General features: G+C 70.1%; 18 protein-coding genes and 1 pseudogene. 8 read left to right on the top strand and 11 right to left on the bottom strand.

Annotated elements, in window-relative coordinates:
- The first annotated feature begins 89 nt into the window (after nt 1–89).
- Complete coding sequence (gene cmk, locus EBN03_RS32495) at nt 90–758, top strand: (d)CMP kinase (RefSeq protein ID WP_407671286.1); 669 nt, start codon at nt 90–92, stop codon at nt 756–758.
- On the top strand, nt 755–2170 hold the full coding sequence (gene der, locus EBN03_RS32490; protein WP_122192008.1) for a ribosome biogenesis GTPase Der: 1416 nt from the start codon (nt 755–757) through the stop codon (nt 2168–2170). Before cmk ends, der begins: the two co-directional genes overlap by 4 nt.
- Before the next feature lie 71 nt (nt 2171–2241).
- Here der and EBN03_RS34765 read toward each other — a convergent pair whose 3' ends face one another.
- Nucleotides 2242–3213, bottom strand: coding sequence for an LppU/SCO3897 family protein (locus tag EBN03_RS34765; RefSeq protein WP_199743071.1), 972 nt, complete (start codon nt 3211–3213; stop codon nt 2242–2244).
- 269 nt (nt 3214–3482) lie between these two features.
- On the opposite strand from EBN03_RS34765, the gene EBN03_RS32480 reads away from it, so the two are divergent.
- The gene (locus EBN03_RS32480) at nt 3483–4379 is read left to right on the top strand and encodes a class I SAM-dependent methyltransferase (RefSeq protein WP_122192007.1); all 897 of its coding nucleotides are present in this window, start codon (nt 3483–3485) and stop codon (nt 4377–4379) included.
- Nucleotides 4380–4385: 6 nt separating this feature from the next.
- Here EBN03_RS32480 and EBN03_RS32475 read toward each other — a convergent pair whose 3' ends face one another.
- From EBN03_RS32475 to EBN03_RS32465, 3 genes are all read right to left on the bottom strand, one after another.
- Nucleotides 4386–4832: a hypothetical protein gene (locus tag EBN03_RS32475; RefSeq protein ID WP_122192006.1), complete on the bottom strand. Its 447-nt coding sequence runs from the start codon at nt 4830–4832 to the stop codon at nt 4386–4388.
- Between the two features lie 51 nt (nt 4833–4883).
- Entirely contained in the window at nt 4884–5219 is a 336-nt protein-coding gene (locus EBN03_RS32470; protein WP_147471785.1) for a hypothetical protein, read from the bottom strand.
- Nucleotides 5220–5392: 173 nt separating this feature from the next.
- Nucleotides 5393–6625 (bottom strand): PucR family transcriptional regulator, encoded by a 1233-nt coding sequence (locus tag EBN03_RS32465; RefSeq protein ID WP_122192004.1) that lies wholly within the window; start codon nt 6623–6625, stop codon nt 5393–5395.
- Between the two features lie 220 nt (nt 6626–6845).
- On the opposite strand from EBN03_RS32465, the gene EBN03_RS32460 reads away from it, so the two are divergent.
- Together EBN03_RS32460 and EBN03_RS32455 are read left to right on the top strand one after the other, a co-directional pair.
- Nucleotides 6846–7979, top strand: a complete 1134-nt coding sequence (locus EBN03_RS32460) for an esterase/lipase family protein (RefSeq protein ID WP_122192003.1) — start codon at nt 6846–6848, stop codon at nt 7977–7979.
- A 120-nt stretch (nt 7980–8099) separates the two neighbouring features.
- A complete protein-coding gene (locus EBN03_RS32455; protein ID WP_122192002.1) occupies nt 8100–9407 on the top strand; it encodes a lipase family protein in 1308 nt (435 codons plus the stop codon).
- A gap of 77 nt (nt 9408–9484) precedes the next feature.
- Here EBN03_RS32455 and EBN03_RS32450 read toward each other — a convergent pair whose 3' ends face one another.
- Nucleotides 9485–10696, bottom strand: coding sequence for an esterase/lipase family protein (locus EBN03_RS32450; protein WP_122192028.1), 1212 nt, complete (start codon nt 10694–10696; stop codon nt 9485–9487).
- Nucleotides 10697–10798: 102 nt separating this feature from the next.
- On the opposite strand from EBN03_RS32450, the gene EBN03_RS34390 reads away from it, so the two are divergent.
- The 3 genes from EBN03_RS34390 (at nt 10799) to EBN03_RS32440 (ending at nt 11845) form a co-directional block, all read left to right on the top strand.
- Nucleotides 10799–10966, top strand: a complete 168-nt coding sequence (locus EBN03_RS34390) for a hypothetical protein (RefSeq protein ID WP_158675806.1) — start codon at nt 10799–10801, stop codon at nt 10964–10966.
- A 44-nt stretch (nt 10967–11010) separates the two neighbouring features.
- Entirely contained in the window at nt 11011–11379 is a 369-nt protein-coding gene (locus EBN03_RS32445) for a YrdB family protein (protein WP_122192001.1), read from the top strand.
- A gap of 283 nt (nt 11380–11662) precedes the next feature.
- On the top strand, nt 11663–11845 hold the full coding sequence (locus tag EBN03_RS32440; protein WP_122192000.1) for a hypothetical protein: 183 nt from the start codon (nt 11663–11665) through the stop codon (nt 11843–11845).
- Nucleotides 11846–11893: 48 nt separating this feature from the next.
- On the opposite strand, the gene EBN03_RS32435 is transcribed toward EBN03_RS32440, so the two are convergent.
- The 6 genes and pseudogenes from EBN03_RS32435 to EBN03_RS32410 all read right to left on the bottom strand — a co-directional run.
- Complete coding sequence (locus EBN03_RS32435; RefSeq protein WP_122191999.1) at nt 11894–12541, bottom strand: response regulator; 648 nt, start codon at nt 12539–12541, stop codon at nt 11894–11896.
- Between the two features lie 90 nt (nt 12542–12631).
- Complete coding sequence (locus EBN03_RS32430; RefSeq protein ID WP_122191998.1) at nt 12632–14365, bottom strand: sensor histidine kinase; 1734 nt, start codon at nt 14363–14365, stop codon at nt 12632–12634.
- A gap of 119 nt (nt 14366–14484) precedes the next feature.
- On the bottom strand, nt 14485–16173 hold the full coding sequence (locus EBN03_RS32425) for a GAF domain-containing sensor histidine kinase (RefSeq protein ID WP_233608794.1): 1689 nt from the start codon (nt 16171–16173) through the stop codon (nt 14485–14487).
- Nucleotides 16174–16270: 97 nt separating this feature from the next.
- The gene (locus EBN03_RS32420; protein WP_122191997.1) at nt 16271–17260 is read right to left on the bottom strand and encodes an Acg family FMN-binding oxidoreductase; all 990 of its coding nucleotides are present in this window, start codon (nt 17258–17260) and stop codon (nt 16271–16273) included.
- A 130-nt stretch (nt 17261–17390) separates the two neighbouring features.
- Nucleotides 17391–17666 (bottom strand): hypothetical protein, encoded by a 276-nt coding sequence (locus EBN03_RS32415; RefSeq protein ID WP_158675805.1) that lies wholly within the window; start codon nt 17664–17666, stop codon nt 17391–17393.
- A gap of 178 nt (nt 17667–17844) precedes the next feature.
- A pseudogene (locus tag EBN03_RS32410) lies at nt 17845–18086 on the bottom strand (hypothetical protein); the annotation flags it as partial.

Below are 18086 nucleotides of genomic sequence, written 5' to 3'. Positions count from 1 at the left end.
AGATGCTCGACGGTCAGCGGTCGGCAGGAGGTATCGGCGTGGCGGACGACGTGGATCCCCGGCTGTTCTCCGGCGAGCTGGTCGTGGCGATGGACGGTCCGTCGGGCACCGGGAAGTCGAGCGTGTCGCGGCGGCTGGCGCAACGACTCGAGGCTCGCTACCTCGACACCGGCGCCATGTACCGGGTCGCGACGCTGCGGGCGCTGCGGTCCGGTGTGGACCTCGGTGATCCGGTGGCCATCGCGATCGCGGTGAAGGATCTGCCGCTGACCATCGGCACCGACCCGGCCCGCGAACTGATCGCCCTCGACGGCGAGGACGTCTCGGCGGAGATCCGCGGCAATGCGGTCACCCGCGCGGTATCGGCGGTCTCGGCGGTGCCCGAGGTGCGCGAACAGCTGGTGGCGTTGCAGCGCGAGATGACCACGGCCGCGGGCCGAATCGTGGTGGAGGGCAGGGACATCGGGACCGTCGTGCTCGTCGACGCCGACGCCAAGATCTACCTGACCGCCTCGGCGCAGGCCCGGGCGCAGCGGCGCAATCAGCAGAACATCGCCGAGGGCCGGGGCGACGACTACGAGGCCGTGCTGGCCGATGTGCAGCGTCGCGACACCCTCGACTCGACGCGCGCGGTGTCGCCGCTGCGGCCGGCCGCGGACGCGATTCTGGTCGACACCAGCGAACTGACCATGGAACAGACCATCGACGAGCTGTATCGGGTGGTGGCGGAACACATTTCGGCAGGAGGTAACCGGTGACGCAGGACACCCTGCCCGGGGACGGCGTCTGGACCGACGAATCCGATTGGGAATTCGCCGATCACGAGGGCGAACTGGACCAGGAGCACGTGCCCATGCCGACCCTGGCCGTCGTGGGACGGCCGAACGTCGGCAAATCGACACTGGTGAACCGCATTCTGGGCCGCCGCGAGGCCGTGGTCGAGGACATCCCGGGCGTGACCCGGGACCGCATCTCGTACGAGGCGCAGTGGGCCGGCCGCAAGTTCTGGGTGCAGGACACCGGCGGCTGGGAACCCGACGCGAAGGGCCTGCAGCAGTCGGTGGCCCGGCAGGCCGAGCAGGCCATGCAGACCGCGGACGCGATCGTGCTGGTCGTGGACGCCACCGTCGGCGCCACCTCGACCGACGAGGTCGTGGCCCGGACCCTGCGCCGCGCCAAGACCCCGGTGATCCTGGTGGCCAACAAGGTCGACAGCGAGAAGCTGGAGGCGGAGGCTGCGTCGCTGTGGTCGCTGGGTCTCGGTGAGCCGAAGATGGTGTCGGCCACCCACGGCCGCGGCACCGGTGATCTGCTCGACCTGGTGCTGGAGTCGCTGCCCGACACGCCGCGCGAAACCCTCGGCGGTACCGGCGGTCCGCGCCGCGTGGCGCTGATCGGCAAGCCGAACGTCGGCAAGTCGAGCCTGATGAACAAGCTCACCGGCGAGGAACGCTCGGTCGTGCACGATGTCGCCGGCACCACGGTCGACCCGGTCGACTCGCTGGTCGAATTGGGCGGCAAGACGTGGCGTTTCGTCGACACCGCCGGTCTGCGGCGCAAGGTGTCGCAGGCGGGCGGCACCGAGTTCTACGCCTCGCTGCGCACCAAGTCGGCGCTGGAGTCGGCCGAGGTGGCGGTCATGCTGATCGACGCGTCGGAGCCGGTCACCGAGCAGGACCTGCGGGTCATCTCGATGGCCGCGGACGCCGGCCGGGCCCTCGTGATCGCCTACAACAAGTGGGATCTGGTCGACGAGGACCGCCGCGAGCAGCTCGAGCGCGAGATCGAGCGCGAGATGGTGCAGGTGCAGTGGGCCAAGCGGGTCAACATCTCCGCGCACACCGGCCGCGCCGTGCAGAAGCTGGTGCCCGCCATGGAGACGGCGCTCGAGTCCTGGGACAAGCGCATTTCCACTGGTGCGCTGAACAATTGGCTCAAGGAGATCATGGCGGCCACGCCGCCGCCGATGCGTGGCGGCAAGCTGCCCCGGGTGCTGTTCGCCACCCAGGCCAGCACCCGGCCACCGACCTTCGTGCTGTTCACCACCGGCTTCCTGGAGGCCGGGTACCGCCGGTTCCTGGAGCGAAAGCTACGGGAGGAGTTCGGTTTCGACGGTTCGCCGGTGCGGGTGTCGGTGCGCGTGCGGGAGAAGCGGGAACGCAAGAAGTAGGTTCCGGCCCGAACGAAACGAACCCGTTGCCACCCGGTGGCAACGGGTTCGATCGTTTCAGCGGGCCTGGCTCAGTGCAGGTCCTGCATGCACAGCGTGTAGTTCTTCCAGGAGCCGGTCCCGGTGTAGGTCTCGGTGAAGTACGAGTCGAAGTTCGGATACGAGCCCTGGCAGGCGGATTCGCCACCGTCGCCGGACAGGCGGCCGAGGATCTTCTTCTCCGCGCGCGAGTCGGTGCACGCCACGACCTGCATATCGGGGTTGTTGTCGTCGTCACCGGTGTGCGGGTGCGCATTCCACACGCAGTCACCGGCTTTGGCGCTGCCGGCGTCGCCGGTGGTGGCGCCGGTGGTGGGCGCGGTGGTGGTCGGCTTGGCCGGTCCGGAAGGCTTGGTCGGCATCGAGGGCATCGACGGCATGGTGATCGAGGGAACCGTGAACGGCGTGTAGCTGGACGCGGTGTTGCTGGTCTTCGCGGTGGCGCCGATCACGACCAGGGCCACGATGGACAGCAGTCCGATCACGGGCAGCAACAGCATCAGCATCGGTGCCCGCTGAGTCAGCGGCTTCCCGGGATCCAGGGGCTGGTACTGGCTACCGGGCAGCGGCGGCGGCAACTTGTCGACCGTGCTGCGCGGACCCAGGTTGATCAGCATCGTGATCGGGTTGATGATCGACGAGGCGTAACCCCACCAGCCCTGAACCAGGCTCTCGCCCTGCATCTTTCGGAACGTCGCGAGGCCGCAGTTGCGGCAGTACGGGCCGGGCGCGCGCCGGAACCGCATTATGATGATCAAGCCCTGGTGGGCGCGGAAAGTTACGTCCGCGGCGGGCGTCGCGCCACACACGCGGCAGTACACCCCGTTGGCGGTGGAGTAGTCCACGTGCTGCTGCGGCTGCATCGCGTCCTGCGGCCCCGGCTGGTACTGCGGTTGCTGCTGGTACTGCGGCTGCTGATACTGCGGTGCCTGCTGGTACTGCGGCTGCGGTGGTGGCGGCGGGTATTGGGTCGGTGTCGGTTGATATGGCGGTGTCGGCTGCAAGGCAATGCCCCCCAGTTGAATTCGGCAGAACGCGACATTCAATCACGGACCCCCGAATTTTCCAACAGAGGGAAATGCAATTACTTGGATATGCGCATCTAGGCATGAATGGCCGGATTGTCGGATTCTGATGGTCCCGTCGCGAATCGCGGCCGGCGGTGGTTCGGGCGACGGCCACGAGGAAGGCGGCGTCCGCGCAATGCCCGCGTACACCGGAGCCGATTTGCCGGTTCGGCAAATTTCTTTGGCAGATTTCGCAGGTCGCCCGCATGCTCGTGGGCATGGACCACCACGACCACGGCGACCACCAGAACGCCCACACGCATCACCATCACCACGACGACGACTTCGACTGGGCCGCAATGGCCGACCACCTGGAATCCGAGGCCGAGGCCTACCGTCCCTTCTACGAGGGCGCCCTCGACCTGATCGAAGTGGGTGCGCCGCAGCGCATTCTGGATGTGGGCAGTGGCCCGGGCTTCGCGGCGGTGCTGCTGGCGCAGCGCTTCCCGGACGCGGAGGTCATCGCCGTCGACGGCGCGCCCGAACTGCTGGAACGGGCCACCGAGCGGGCGAAGGACGCCGGCGTGCGGATCGGCACCCGGGTCGCGCAGTTCCCGGAAGGGCTCGCCGACCTGCCCGCCGCCGACCTGGTGTGGGTATCCAACGCCGTGCACCATGTGGGCGACCAGGTCGGAGCCCTGCGCGCGCTGGCCGCGACCCTGCGTCCGGGCGGCGTGCTCGCCGTCGCCGAGGGCGGGCTCGCACCGCGCTGGCTGCCCAAGGAACTCGGCTTCGGGCGATCGGGCCTGCAGGAACGGCTGGACGCCGCGCAGGCCGAACGGTACGCCCGCATGCGGGACGAACTGCCCGGCTCGGTGATCGTCGCCGACGACTGGGTGGCACTGCTGGCGGAGGCCGGGCTGCCCGGAGCGGTCAGCCGCAGCGTGCTCGTCGACCGGCCGGCACCGGCGAGCGATATCGTGCGCCGGATCGCGCGGGCCAACCTTGCCCGGTTCCGGGACATGATCGGCGCGGATCTCGACTCGACCGACCAGGCGGCGCTGGACCGGCTACTGGATCCCGCCGACCCCGCGAGCGTCGACCTCCGCCCGGACCTGTTCCTGCTGGCGGCCCGGACCGTACACCTCGCGCGCAAAGTCTAGGACGGGTCAGGCCGTGACCCGCTCCTTCGGGACCAGCAGCGCGAGCAGGGCGACGACCAGCGCGCCGCCCACCAGATACAGGCCCCACGTGCCGGACAACAGCGTCCGGTAGTCGTCGCGCAGCTGGGCGTCGAAGCGCTGGTCGAACCGCCACGCGAAGACGCCCAGCAGGCCGAACCCGGCCAGCACGCCGAGCCAGCCCAGCAGCCGCGAGCCGACCAGCGCCGCGATCAGGATCAGCCCGGCCACGATCAGCAGCAGCGGGGTCAGTGCGGAGTTGAAACCGACGTCCCGCCCGGCGAGCCCGGCGAAGGTGCTGCCGGTGGGCAGTCCGTCGCGCAGTTCCGTGAACCGCAGGTGCCGGGCCGACACCGAATCGACGAGCGGTCCGAACGTTCCCACCCCCAGCGCTATCGCGCAGGCGAACAAGACCAGATGTACGAAAGTTCGCATAGCTATACCGTATTGCCCGTCCGGCCGGATTGCACTGCCGATCCTCGGTTGTTACTTCGGGTCGTCCTCGGGGTCGCACCGCCGGGCCAGGTCGGCGAGCCGCGCCCGGTACTCCAGCGGGCTCAGTTTGCCGGCGAGGCGCTCACGCAGCAGGGCGTTCTCGGCGTTGAGCGCCGGCCACACCTGATTGCGGGAGGCCCATTCAGTGGTCAGCTGGGTGTCGAGTTCGGCCGCTGCCGCCGCGGCTGTCGCGGGCGTGGGGACCGGTGCCGGGCGGCGGCGTGGCCGTGCGCCTCGGGTCCGCCGGACGACCCAGGCCACCAGTAGTGCCCACACTGTTACTGTCACGCCCGCACAGACGACGAGCACCGCGATGTCGGTAGTCATCCGCACGCCTCCTCAACAACCGGTCAGCGCCTGCTGAGTACCGAATTCCCGGTCTCGGCCGGATCTATGCACAGAGAGTGCGCCGTCCGAGGTGCGTCCGCAAGAGTAATCGCAAGCGGTGCTCAGAATGTTGCGAACGGTGAGACCGAACCGTGTCGTGGCCTGTTCGAGCCTCAGCGCGGCTCGGCCGAATCCTCTTGGGGCGCAGTCGGGTACAGGCGGTGCACGATCAACGCGGCCGCCAGCAGCCGGGAACCGTGCGGGTCGGCGGGGTCCATCCCGGTCAGCTCGGCGACCCGCCGCAACCGGTAGCTGAAGGTGTTCGGATGGACGTGGACCTCGGCCGCGGCGGATTTGCGGTCCGAGCCGTGCCGCAGGTAGGCGGCGACCGCCTCCATCAGGTGCCCGCTGCCGCGCAGCACCGCCAGCCGCTCGGCCAGCCGGTCGCGGGCCGGGCCCGGGCGGGTCAGCTGGTACTCCAGCAGCAGGTCGTCGAGGTGGTACAGCCCGGTCGGGCGGCCCAGCAGCCGGGCCAGGTCGGCCACCTCGGCGGCCTGAGCGGCCGCCTCCGGAACCGAATCCCGTGCCACTCCCGCGCACTCGGCCACGAAGACGTCGACCCCGAAGCGTTCCGCCAGCTCGGCGGCCAGGCCGGAGTGGTCGCCGGCGGCGAGTTCTGGGCCGGTGGGCAGCAGCGCGATCCCGGTGGTGCCGTCGAAGGTGTTCAGGGTGGTGGTGGCGGTAAGGCTGTCGAGGGTGCGTTGCAGCTGCCGGATCCGGCGGCGGGGGAGCAGATCGGTCACGGCGACGCCCGGGGATCCGGGTGGCAGCCGGATCGCCAGCACCGTGTACTGCTCGGCGAGGGTGGTGTTGGCCCGGGCCGCCAGTTCCGCGGCCGGCGCGCCGAGCAGCAGCGCCGTGCACAGGGCGCGGCGGGCCTCCCGCTCGGCGTTGTAGATGGACTGCTCCACGTCGGTGTAGGTCTCGACGCAGGTGACGTTGATGTGGGTCATCAATTCCAGGAGCTGGCTACCGAATTCGACGAGTTGGGCGGTGTCGCCGGGCTCGGCGAGGGCGCCGGCCTCCCGCACGACCAGCTGCGCCGAACCGTGGATGGCGTCGAGCAGGACGCGCAGCGGAATCCGGTCCTCGGCATGCCGTTCGGCGACCGGCACCACGAATTCGGCGACCTCGGCCCGGGTGAACGGCCGCCCCTGCTGCGCGGCCCGCAGGAACGCGTGCCCGCACATGTAGATGGCGGGCAGCACCTCGGCGGTGAAGTGGTCGGCCGGCAGATCGGAGACGGGCGCGGTGGCACCCAGTCCGGCGGCGAGCATCCGTTCGGCCACACGCGGCCACTCGCTGACCAGGCGGGTGACGATGGGCGCGGTTTCCGTGACGGGCATCGGCCGATTGTGTCGATCGCGGGTATCCGATGGCAACTCCCGGCCCCCGATCCGCCGAAGTTTCGTCACCGGAAACAAATCCTGACTGGAACGTTTTCCTGTGCGACCCAATGACTGTGGATCATACGCGTCCTAGATTCGGTGCTCACGAAGCATGACCGCGATCACAGTGATTGCCGGACGGTATGACTCGGGGGGCGTGCGGATCGGATGAAAAGTAGTGTTCGGAAACAGATCCCGGCTGCCGCTGGGGGCGGTCGGGTGCGTGCTGGCCGGCGCGCTGGTGTTCGGGGTGGCGCAGGCGAGCCCGCTGGTGGATTCGGGCAGCGGTGCGGATTCCGCGATCGGCTCGGCCGCGGGTAGTCACGCCGCCGATACGGTCGGCACCGGGCCGGAACAATCCGCCGCGCTGGCCGCCTTCCTCTACGGTGTCGGCCATCCCGACGCGGCGCCGCCGGGTGCCGACGATTGGGATTGCGTGCCGAGCCCGGAGCATCCGGAGCCGGTCGTGCTGTTGCACGGCAGCTGGATGAACGCCTACGAGAGTTTCGCGGCCCTGGCGCCGTTGCTGCGGCGAGAAGGGTTCTGCGCCTTCACTTTCGAGTACGGGATCATGTCCGTGCCGGAAGGCGGCGGCGTGGGGCCGGTGCTGCCGGGCCGGTACGCGGTCGGGCCGATCGAGGACTCGGCCGCGCAGGTGGGCGCCTTCGTGGATCGGGTGCTGGCGGCGACCGGAGCGGGGAAGGTGGACGTGGTCGCGCATTCGCAGGGCGGTACCGCGGCCGACTGGTATCTGAAGTTCCTCGGTGGTGCCGGCCGGGTGGATCATCTGGTCACGTTCGGGGCCACCCATCACGGGACCGCCCTGGACGGGATCGCGTCGCTGGGCCGGTTGCTGACCGACGCGGGGATGGACGCGCTCGGGTACTCGGTGCCGATCGCCGGTCCGGCCAATATCGAGCAGGCGATCGGCTCGCCGTTCCTGCGCGCGCTCAACGCGCCCGGCGACACGGTTCCCGGGGTGGACTACACGGTGGTCGGCAGTGTGTGGGACGAGGTCACCAATCCGTACAGCCTGACGTTCCTGCGGCCGGGACCGGATGCGACGGTCTCGAACATCACGCTGCAGGACGGCTGCCCGCAGGACATGTCCGATCATCTGACCATGATGTATTCGCCGCGCACGCTGTCGATCGTGCTGCGGACCCTCGACCCCGGCGGGCATCCGGATCTGGTGTGCGCGCCGAATCCGTGGCTGATCGGCGCGGGCGGCACCGGCAGCGCGGTGGGTCCGGCGGATCCGGCGAGCGGCGCGGCCGCGACTGCCGAGGTGGCCGGGCTGCCGGGCTCCTGACCAACGCGGCCGGTGCGAATTGGTACGGGCGACAATTCTGCCGCCCGGCCGGTCCCCCTAGGGTTTGGGTCGAGCCGACGCGGCGGATCTACCGATACCCGAAAGGACTGTGCGGTGAGCATGCGAGGTGCCCGGGTGCCCAAGCCCGGTGACGACGAGTTCTATTCCGCCCCTGATGGTTTCGAGAAGCTGGCCACCGGCGCGGTGATCCGGGTGCGGCCGGTGCGGATCGGGTTGTTCGGGGTGATCCCGCAACGGGTGTCGGCCTGGCAGCTGCTGTACCGGACCCAGGACCTCGACGGGCGGCCCGAGGTCGCGGTCACCACGGTGCTGGCGCCGCACGGTGCCCGGCCGTGGGGGCGGCCGCTGCTGTCGTTCCAGTGCGCCATCGATGCGGTTGCGCCGCAATGCCTTCCGTCGTACGCGCTGCGGCAGGGGGCCCGGGTGATCGGCGCGCTGCCGCAGCTGGAGCTCCCGCAGATCGGTGCGGCGCTGGAACGCGGCTGGCTGGTGTCGGTGCCCGATCACGGCGGCACCGCGGGCCGGTTCGGGGTGCCGCGGGAGCCGGGATACCGGGCATTGGACGCGGTGCGGGCCACCATCGGTCACCTCGGCTTGGACGAGAGCAATCCGGTCGCGCTGGGCGGATATTCGGGTGGCGGGCTGGCGACGGTGTGGGCCGCGGAGGTCGCCGGCGACTACGCGCCGGAACTGAATCTGGTCGGCGCGGTGGCGGGTTCGCCGGTCGGTGATCCGGGCGCGACCCTGGTTCGATTGCAGGGCACCGTGTTCGCCGGATTCCCCGCCGTGTTCGTGGCCGGACTGTGCAAGGCCTACCCCGAGCTGGACCGGCGGGTGCGGGCGGGACTGTCGCCGGAATACGCGGCGCGCCTGGACCGCGCGGCCCGGCTCGCGACCCTCCCGCTGCTGGCCCGGTTCGCGCGCAGCGACGTCGACCGGCACATCACCGGTGGCCTGCGTGCCTTCCTGGCGACTCCGCAGGTCGCGACGGTCATCGACGATATCCGTCCGGGGGTGGTGGCGCCGAAGCTGCCGCTGCTGGTTTTCCAGGCGGTGCACGACGAGGTCATCGACGAGCGCGACATCGCCGGGCTGGTGGACCGCTACCGGGCCGGGGGAGCCGACGTCGACTACCTGCGGGACCGGCTGGGTCTGCACACGCCGCTGCAGTTCGCGGGCACTCCGCTGCTGCTGGACTGGCTCGCCGATCGCCTCACCGGGCAGCAGATCGCGGGGCATACCCGTACGGTCGTCTCGATCGGGTTCGACCGCCGAACCGCGCGGGGACAGCGCCGTTTCGCTGCCACCGTCGGCCGGATGCTCACGGGACGGCCGCTGCGTGATCGCGGTACGGCGGCGGCACCGGCTCGGATTCGGCGGTTGCGCAGTCGTCCGGTCGCGAGCTGAACCGGTCGGGCGCTGAGCCTGGCAGCACGTGGGCATGGTCCGGATCGGCGGCTGCGCTGCCGTTCGGTCGCGAGCTGTCAGGCCTTCAACCACTCCAAGAGGTAGTGGTACACGGTCGGGTGGTTGAGCAGGGCCAGGTGGTGGGCGCCGGGAAGCAGTGCGGCGACAGCGAATTCGATCTCGTGGGTGCCGCCGCTGCCGGTGGCGCTGGCCACGCGCACCAGGCCGTCGCCGATCAGCTTGCCGACCAGGTGCTCGGGGTTCTCGGTGAGGGTGGCGCCCACGTAGTAGTAGGCGCTGCCCGGCAGCGGCGGTAGCTCGGTCACCGGTGGGCGGCTCAGTGCCTCGGGATCGACTCCGTCCCAATCGGATTCGACGAGTGCGGCGTGGCGCAGGTCGCGGATCCCGGCGCTGCGGCGGCGCAGCAGCCGGGCGAAGGGCCGGGTCTCGGGCAGCAGTTCCAGTGCGGTGGCGGCGTAGTGGACGAATTGTTCGAGCGGCGCACCCGCGTGCGGGGACCCCAGGCAGACCACGTGGGTCACGTGGTCCACCCAGCTCGCACCCGCTGCCACGGCCTGGTGGCAGGCGCTGCGCACCACCAGCCCGCCCATCGAATGCCCCACGAACGCAATGCTTTCCACCGGTAGCGGCCAGCTCTCGACCAGGGCGTCGACCAGTTCGGCGAGATCGGCGCCGTTGTCGTGGATCCGCAGTCCGGTGTTGTACCGGACCTGCAGCGACGTGCAGTCCAGGTCGTGTTCGAGCAGTTCGCCGTAGGCGGTCCGGCCGCCCCAGCGCCAGGCGTACTCGGATTCGGCGAGTCCGTGCAGGAAGATCACCAGCCGCCCGCGGACCCGCTCGCAGTGCTCGGCCGCCGCAGCGGGCGGCACCGGCGCGCCGTCCATCCGCAGTGTCATCGGACTCGCCAGCAGTGGTTCGTGATCGGCCAGCGTGTCCCCGATCAGCCCCTGCACCGCGCTCAGGACCCCGGCGCCCAGCGCGGTCCGCGACGGTGTCACCCCGGCCAGTCCACCGGCTTCTCCGGCCACCCGCCCGACGACCCCGGCGGTCATCCCGATCGTGCGGTACACGGCCTGCGATATCGCGTCGTGTGCGACCTTCACCGGCGCCGCCGCCGGCCCGACCCCGAGCCGTACCGCCGCGAACACCCGGTCGGAGATCGCCCGGTGTACGGCCGCCACCCCGTCCACCGCGCTTCCGACCTCGACGCCGGTCAGCCGGCCCAAGGCGCGCGCCTCGGCGGCTCGGTACGGATCCAGTTCAGTCACCAATTGAGTGTACAACTGTTCACTGAGTTGGTTCGGATCCGGCGCTGGATTCGGACGCCGGGTGGGTACCCAGCACTGGACTCGGTCGGACGTTCACCGCGAGTGCCGGACAAGGCGGCGAAGGTCATCCGGCCCGCCCCCACCGCGAGCGACCCGGCGATCGCCGCCGAACTGTGTGACGCCTCCGCGGCTGCGGTCGGCCTGTCACTGTTCGCCTCGGAGTTGTCCGGTGGGACAACGGGAATCGTTCCTGTCAGCGCGACGGCATAGTGTCGGCGGATGTTCTCGATCGTCAAGTGCGCGAAGGTGACCGTATGTCGTTGAAGCCGGTGATGTTGGCCGTGCGGTTCCTGCTCGAACTGGTTGCCGTGGTCTCGTTCGGGATCATGGGCTGGCTGGCCTTCGATCCGCCGTGGCGCTACCTGACGGTGCTGGTGCTGCCGGTCGCGGTGGCCGTGGCGTGGGGGACCTTCGCGGTGCCCGACGACCCGAGCCGGAACGGGGCGGCGCCCGTGGCGGTGCCGGGGGCCGTGCGGCTCGCGCTGGAGATCCTGGTGCTGGGCGGCGGGGCGGTTGCGCTGTGGGCGGCCGGACTGCCGGTCGCGGCGGCGATTTCGGCGATCGTCGTGCTGGTGTACCAGGCGCTCGCCTACGACCGGGTGGGCTGGCTGCTGGCCCGCTGAGGGGGCCGGTAATACGCGCCTTCCGTGGCATGTCCGATTTGCGAAGTTGGGGACCGTCCCGAATTGGAATAGAAGGACACGTATTCCGGTAATTGAAAGTTGTGCCATGAATGTGGGTAGGCTCCAGGCTATCCGGATATCACCGCAACAGGGAGGTGGGAGTCGGCATGATAAACATTCCAGCTGTGGTCACGCTCCAATTGTGGACAGCGTGGAAATTGTCGCGGCGGCAAGGCGATTCGGCCGCGCGAAAGCCGCTGTTCCGTCGCCGCGGTGCGATTTCGTGAACACCGGCAAGGACCTGTTACGCAGCATCGAGACCACCTGGGTCGGTGAAAGTGCGCAGTTCCTGGCGTTCAGCACCGATATTCCCGGCCTGTTCACCAAGGACCGGACGTCGGCGATGCGCGCCCGGAGATCCTTCGAGGAACAGGTCCGGGCACTGTTGATCGCCAACGAAATGTAAATCCGTTGCTGCCCGGCCGGTGCCGAATCACCGGCCGGGCAACGGAATTCACGCCGGGTGACCGTCCCGATCGTGGAGTTTCGACGCCAGCACCGCGGCCTGGGTCCGGCGCTTCATACCGAGTTTGGCCAGCAGCCGGGACACGTAGTTCTTCACCGTCTTCTCCGCCAAGAACATGCGCTCGGCGATCTGCCGATTGGTCAGCCCCTCGCCCAGCAGATCGAGCAGTTTGCGCTCCTGCTCGGTGAGGGTCGCCAGGGGACCGTCGAGCTCGGTGCTGCGGCGCAACCGCTCCATGAGCGCGGCGGCGGCGCGATTGTCCAGCAGCGAACGCCCGGCGCCGACCTCCTTGATCGCCTTCGCCAGCTCCATTCCCTTGATGTCCTTGACGACATAGCCGCTGGCTCCGGCGAGGATGGCGTCCAACATGGCCTGTTCGTCGGTGAAGGAGGTCAGGATGAGACAGCGCAGACCGTCGTGGTGGGAGAGCAGTTCGCGGCACAGTTCGATGCCGTTGCCGTCGGGCAGCCGGACGTCGAGGACCGCGACATCGGGCCGCAGGGCCGGAATGCGCGCCAGCGCTTGGCCGACGTCGCCCGCCTCGCCGATCACGGTGAGTTCGGGATCGCTGTTGAGCAGGTCTGTGAGACCGCGCCGGACGATCTCGTGATCGTCCACCAGGAACACCGTGGTCATGGCCGTGTCCTATCCGCTCGTGATGACACAGGACAAGATAACCCGCGCGCCGGGGCGCGGATATGGACGAAAGTCCTCAGTTCGCGCCGCTCAATGCAGCGCGGCCGACCAGGTCAGCCGGGTCCCGCTGCGGCGGCGGCCGTCGCCCGCCGGCGGACCCGGTGCGACCGTGAACCGCCCGTCGCAGGTCTCGGCGCGCTGAGCGAGATTCGCCAGGCCACTGGCATCGATCTCGCCCGGGATACCGATCCCGTCGTCGGTCACCGTGATGACCAGGTCGTTGCCGACGCTGATCTCCACTTCGATCGCGGTCGCCTGCGCGTGCCGGACCGCGTTGCTGACCGCCTCCCGCACCACGGCCTCGGCGTGTTCGGCCAAATCCACGCCGACGATCGACAGCGGGCCACCGATCCGCAGCGCGATGCGCAGATCGGCGTCCCCGACCTGCTGGTGTACCGCCTGCTCGATGCGCCGTCGCAGCTGTGTGGCCGACGCGGCGTCCCCGTGCAGATTGAAGATCGACGTCCGGATCTCCTGGACCACGTCCTGCAGGTCGTCGACGGCGTCGGTGAGCCGCTCCCGCACCTCGGGAACCGACGACCGCGGCACCGTGCCCTGCAGGTTCAGCCCGACCGCGAACAAGCGCTGGATCACGTGATCGTGCAGATCCTGCGCGATGCGATCCCGGTCCGCGAGCACGTCGAGTTCCCTGACCCGGCGCTGAGTTTCGGCGAGCTGGATCGCCAGAGCCGCCTGATCGGTGAACGCCACCGCCAGATCGAGGATCTCGTCGTCGTAGGGCGGCGCACCCGCCTCGCGCACCGCGATCAGCACGCCCACCACCGAATCCGGGGTGTGCAGCGGCAGTACGATCACCGGCCCGGCGCCGGGGAATTCGGTTGCGAGCTCGGTGGATTCGACATCGTCGACGCGCTGCGGCCGTCGGTCGCGATAGGCGGTGCCGACCAGCCCGGCGCCCAGCCGCAGCGCGGTACCGGTCGCGGGCCCCGCACCCGAGCGGTGACTGACCTCGATATCCGCGGTGGAGTCCGCGGGTCGCTCCGGGTCGGTGTCCACCGCCAGCCACACCTGCCGGGACTCGGTGAGCCCGCGCACCCGGTCGACGAGCAGGGCCAGCACGTCGTCGGAGTCGGTGCCGGCGAGGAATTCGGTGGTCAGATCCCGGATCGCCTCGATCCACGCCTGCCGGGCGTGGGACGCCGCATACAGCCGGGCGTTGTCGATGGCGACACCCGCGGCCGCGGCGAGCGCCTTCACGATCAGCTCGTCGTCCTCGGTGAACTGCTGGCCGTTGGCCTTTTCGGTCAGGTACAGGTTGCCGAAGATTTCGTCCCGGATCCGTACGGGCACCCCGAGGAAGGTGCGCATCGGCGGGTGGTTGGCCGGGAAGCCGACCGAGGACGGGTGGTCGGCGATGTTCTCGAGCCGGATGGCGGTGGGTTCGCGGAACAGCAGGCCCAGCACGCCGTGCCCTTCGGGCAGATCTCCGATCCGGGCGCGGGTCTCGGCGTCGATGCCCTCGTAGATGAACTGGCTCAGCTGCGGGCCGTGGCCCCGCACGCCCAGGGCGCAGTAGCGGGCGTCGACCAGATTCAGCGCGGTGTGCACGATCGTGGTCAGGGTGTCGGCGAGGTCGAGGCCCGAGGTGACGGTGAGCATGGCGTCCACCAGGCCGTCCATTCGGTCGCGGGCGTCGATGATCTGGTCGACTCGATCCTTGACCTCGTTCAACAGCTCGCGGAGCCGCAGTTGCGACAGGGTGTCGCGAACCGAGTAGCCGGCGTTACCCGGGCCGTCGCTCATGCGGGTGATCCTGATCTCTCGAGATGGTGGCCGGCTGCATCATCGGTCGGCCATGGCGGGCAGGGCCTGAGACACGATGTCGGAACTCACTTCGATCCGCGGCCCGGTCGGAGGGGGCACTAGGTCAGCGGCGCACTCCAGCGCACGCGGGTGCGCGGACCGTTCGTATGGCGCGCAACGTCGTCCTCCACCGTCACGATCACGTCGTCGGCGACCGCGACCTCGACCAGGATGTCCCGGGCCCGGCCGTGGACGGCCGCCACCACCGCGGTGCGTACGACACCTTCGACCTGGTCGGCCAGTTCGGCGCCGATCACCGACAGCGGGCCGGTCACCCGGAACTCGGTCCGGATGCCGGTGCCCGCGGTCGGGCGGCGTAACGCCTCTTCGATCCGCTGCCGCAACCGGATGCTGTGCCGGGGGTAGCCGTGCAGGTCGAAGATCGAGGTGCGGATCTCCTGCACGATCTCCTGCAGTTCGTCCACCGACTGCTCGATTCGGTCCCGGACCTCCGGCCGGTTCGTCCGGTTCACCGTGGCCCGCAGGGACAGTCCGATCGCGAACAGTCGCTGGATGACGTGGTCGTGCAGGTCGCGGGCGATCCGGTCGCGGTCCGTGGAGACGACCAGGTCCCGCATCTGCCGCTGGGCCGTGGCCAGCTGCCGGGCCAGCGCCACCTGGGTGGCGAATGTCGTTGCCGGGCTCACCATCTCGGCGTCGAACGGGACGGCGCCGCGGGAGCGCAGGAGCACCAGCGCGCCCAGCGCCGCGTCCGGCGCGGCCAGCGGCAGGATCAGCGCCGGACCGTACTGCTGCGGCAGGCCGTCCTCGTGGAAGCTGGTCAGGCACATCGGGGTTCGGCTCCGGAACACCTCGCCGACCCGGGTGTCCGCCACCGCGAGCCGCTCGCAGCCGCACGGCAGCGGCGGACCGGCGGGATGCGAGATCTCCAGGTGCGTCACCGATTCGGCGGGCCGATCGGGGTCCGGGCTCAGCGCCAGGAAAGCGTGTTCGGCGCCGGTGAGTTCGCGGCTCAGTGTCACCAGCCGCTCGGACACGATCTCCGGGTCGGTGCCGGCGAGGAAGTCGGTGGTGATGTCGCGGGTGGCGGCGATCCAGGCCTGCCGGTTGCGGGCCGCCTCGTAGAGCCGGGCATTGGCGATGGCGACGCCGGCCGCCGCGGCCAGCGCCTGCGTCACCACTTCGTCGTCCTCGGTGAAGGGCTGACCGCCGAGTTTCTCGGTCAGATAGAGGTTTCCGAACACCTCGTCGCGAATTCGGATGGGGGTGCCGAGGAACGAGTTCATCGGCGGATGCCCGGGCGGGAATCCCACCGACTCGGGATGGTCGGAGATCCGTTCCAGGCGAATCGTTTTGGGCCGGTCGATCAGGACGCCGAGCACGCCGCCGCCCTGAGGGAGGTCGCCGATGCGGGCGCCCAGCTCCTCGTCGATGCCCTGGTGGATGAACCGGACCAGTTCGGTGCCGTGCCCCCGCACGCCGAGCGCGCCGTAGCGGGCGCCGACCAGGGTGATCGCGGTGTGCACGATCGACCGCAGGGTCTGGTCCAGATCCAGACCCGAGGTGACGGTCAACAGCGCCTCCACCAGGCCGTCGACCCGGTCGCGGGCGTCGATGATCTGGTCCACCCGGTCGCGGACCTCGGCCAGCAGTTCACGCAGGCGGAGCTGGGAGAGGGTGTCCCGTACCGAATAGCCAGCCGCTGCGGCGGTCGCGGTGTCGGGTATGTCCCTGCGGGATTCGTCGAGGCGCTGGTCCGAAGGCGCCCGGCTCTGGTCGAGCGGCACCGGCCAAGTGTAGGCGCCGAGGGAGGTAGGCCGGGACCGGTTGGGCCTGGATAAGGGCTTTCGGCCCGATTCGGACCGAACCCCCGCGGCATCGCGGTCATCGCACCGCGGACGGGACGGCCTCGAGGATCTCGCTCCGCGGCAGCCGCGGCCTCGGCGGGGGAGTCTGCGCACCCACCGGCCGGGTGCCGACCCGGATCAGCGCCTGCGGCAGCACCCGGCCGCCCAGCAGTGTCCGCAATTCGGCTCGGCTGGGAGCGAATTCGGTCATGTGGGTGAGCGTGCAGGTGGCGTAACCGGCCGCCGTGCAGTCCAGCAGTACCGCCGACAGCACCTCACCCGCCCGCAGCACGTCCTGCGGCCGGTCGGACTCGCTGGAGACGGCCAGAATTCGGGCTCGGTCCACTGTCTCCGCGCGGCGGACGGCGGTCCCGCCCGCGGGCATGTGCCGCCCGACCGCCACCTGCTCCCGCTCCGCCGCCGATACCAGCGCGGTCCGCGGAATCCCCGCGGCCTGCACGACATGGCCGGTCCACCAGTACAACTCGGCGTGATAGCGCGAGTCGTAGCGCTGCAGCCCGGTGGCGAGCCCCGAGATTCGGCGCAGCGCGGGCCCGCACTTGCTCGGCACGATGTCCAGTACCGCGTCGTCCGGGGCGAAGCCGGCGCGTAGCGACGGCACGAACTCGTCCCAGCTCACCGGCGCCTCGTACGGCAACCGGTCGGTGTACCGCCGCGAAATCGCCGCAGCACGAGCGTATTCGGCTTCGGTGACCATGCCCGTGGGTTCCCACTCGAGGTCGGCGAGGTGCCCGGGCCGCGCCGGCGCCGGCAAGCGCCGCACCGACGTGCGCCAACCGAGCACCGCCAGCGCGGATCGCATGTGATGCAACACGATCCCGCAGCTCAACAGCAACTGTCGTCCGGCCCCGTCGGCGACCGGCAGCATCCGCTCCGGCACCGCGTGCAGCTGCAGCACCCGGCCGTCGAATACCCATTGCCACGGGTGCGTGTTGTGAAGTGAAGGCGCCCGCCCGGCCAGTGACGCGGCCCGTGCGACGACTTCGGCTGTGAGCTGTCCATTCATCCCTCGACGGTATGAAGGTTGCCCGGCGGAATACAGGGGCCTTTGGTCACCGGTTCGGTCGACCAGCGTCCCGCACCGGACGTACCGGGGCGCTTCGTCCGCGCGAGCTTGGAACGGGGTGACCGGGCGGCTACGAGCCGGTCGCTGCCGTGGGATCGGCGAGGACGGCGTGCAGGTCGTTGTGGTTGAGGTAGACCACGATGCGCAGCTGCCCGTCCTCCCGGCGCAGCAGGAATGTGGACTTCAGCGCCAGCGGCGCCGCCCCGTCGCGCGACGCGACCCACTCGGCGCTCACCACGATGTGCCGGTCGTCGAGCACCAGCTGGCTCGCGGCCGCCCGCCGCAGCTCGCCGACGCCGGCGTCGGCGAACATGCGACGTCGCGCCGGCAGGGCGCCCGCCAGCACCTGCGGGGTGAGGCTGACCGCCGTTGCGGGATCCAGGGCGCGAGCAGCCGCCGCTCCTGCTCACCGCAGCCGGCGAGCGCTTCGTGGATTCGGGCGATGCCGGCGATTTCCCTGCGCTGCCTCGACGAACGGAAACGGCAGTGCGGTGCCGCACTGCCGTTCGAAGCCGTTCGCTCGGTCAGAGGCCGAGGGCGGTGAGGATGCCTTGGAGGATGGTGCCGTCGGCGCTGCCGGTTCCGCTTCCGGTCGTGCCGCCGGTGCCACCCGAGCCGGTGCCGGTCGTCGTGGTGGTGGGCGGCGGCGTGGTGGTGGTGGGGGCGGCGGTTGCGGTGAAGCAGACGTTCAGGGCGGGGGAGTTGCTGACGCCGACGGTGCCGCTGACGCTGATGCCGCCGGAGGTGACCGGGCCGGCGGGCTCGT

The sequence above is a fragment of the Nocardia stercoris genome, from assembly GCF_003696265.1.
GTDB lineage: Bacteria > Actinomycetota > Actinomycetes > Mycobacteriales > Mycobacteriaceae > Nocardia > Nocardia stercoris.
Note: the sequence above shows the minus strand (reverse complement) of the source record. Positions and strands in the feature narration are given on the sequence as shown.

Bases quoted from the DNA above. Each gene is read 5' to 3' on its own strand.
- EBN03_RS32470 (WP_147471785.1), bottom strand. From the start codon at position 5,219: ATGACTACCGACATCGCGGTGCTCGTCGTCTGTGCGGGCGTGACAGTA.
- EBN03_RS32420 (WP_122191997.1), bottom strand. From the start codon at position 17,260: ATGAATGGACAGCTCACAGCCGAAGTCGTCGCACGGGCCGCGTCACTG.
- EBN03_RS32455 (WP_122192002.1), top strand. From the start codon at position 8,100: ATGCGAGGTGCCCGGGTGCCCAAGCCCGGTGACGACGAGTTCTATTCC.
- cmk (WP_407671286.1), top strand. From the start codon at position 90: ATGGACGGTCCGTCGGGCACCGGGAAGTCGAGCGTGTCGCGGCGGCTG.
- EBN03_RS32435 (WP_122191999.1), bottom strand. From the start codon at position 12,541: ATGACCACGGTGTTCCTGGTGGACGATCACGAGATCGTCCGGCGCGGT.
- EBN03_RS32475 (WP_122192006.1), bottom strand. From the start codon at position 4,832: ATGCGAACTTTCGTACATCTGGTCTTGTTCGCCTGCGCGATAGCGCTG.
- EBN03_RS32445 (WP_122192001.1), top strand. From the start codon at position 11,011: ATGTCGTTGAAGCCGGTGATGTTGGCCGTGCGGTTCCTGCTCGAACTG.
- EBN03_RS32480 (WP_122192007.1), top strand. From the start codon at position 3,483: ATGCTCGTGGGCATGGACCACCACGACCACGGCGACCACCAGAACGCC.
- EBN03_RS32430 (WP_122191998.1), bottom strand. From the start codon at position 14,365: ATGAGCGACGGCCCGGGTAACGCCGGCTACTCGGTTCGCGACACCCTG.
- EBN03_RS32465 (WP_122192004.1), bottom strand. From the start codon at position 6,625: ATGCCCGTCACGGAAACCGCGCCCATCGTCACCCGCCTGGTCAGCGAG.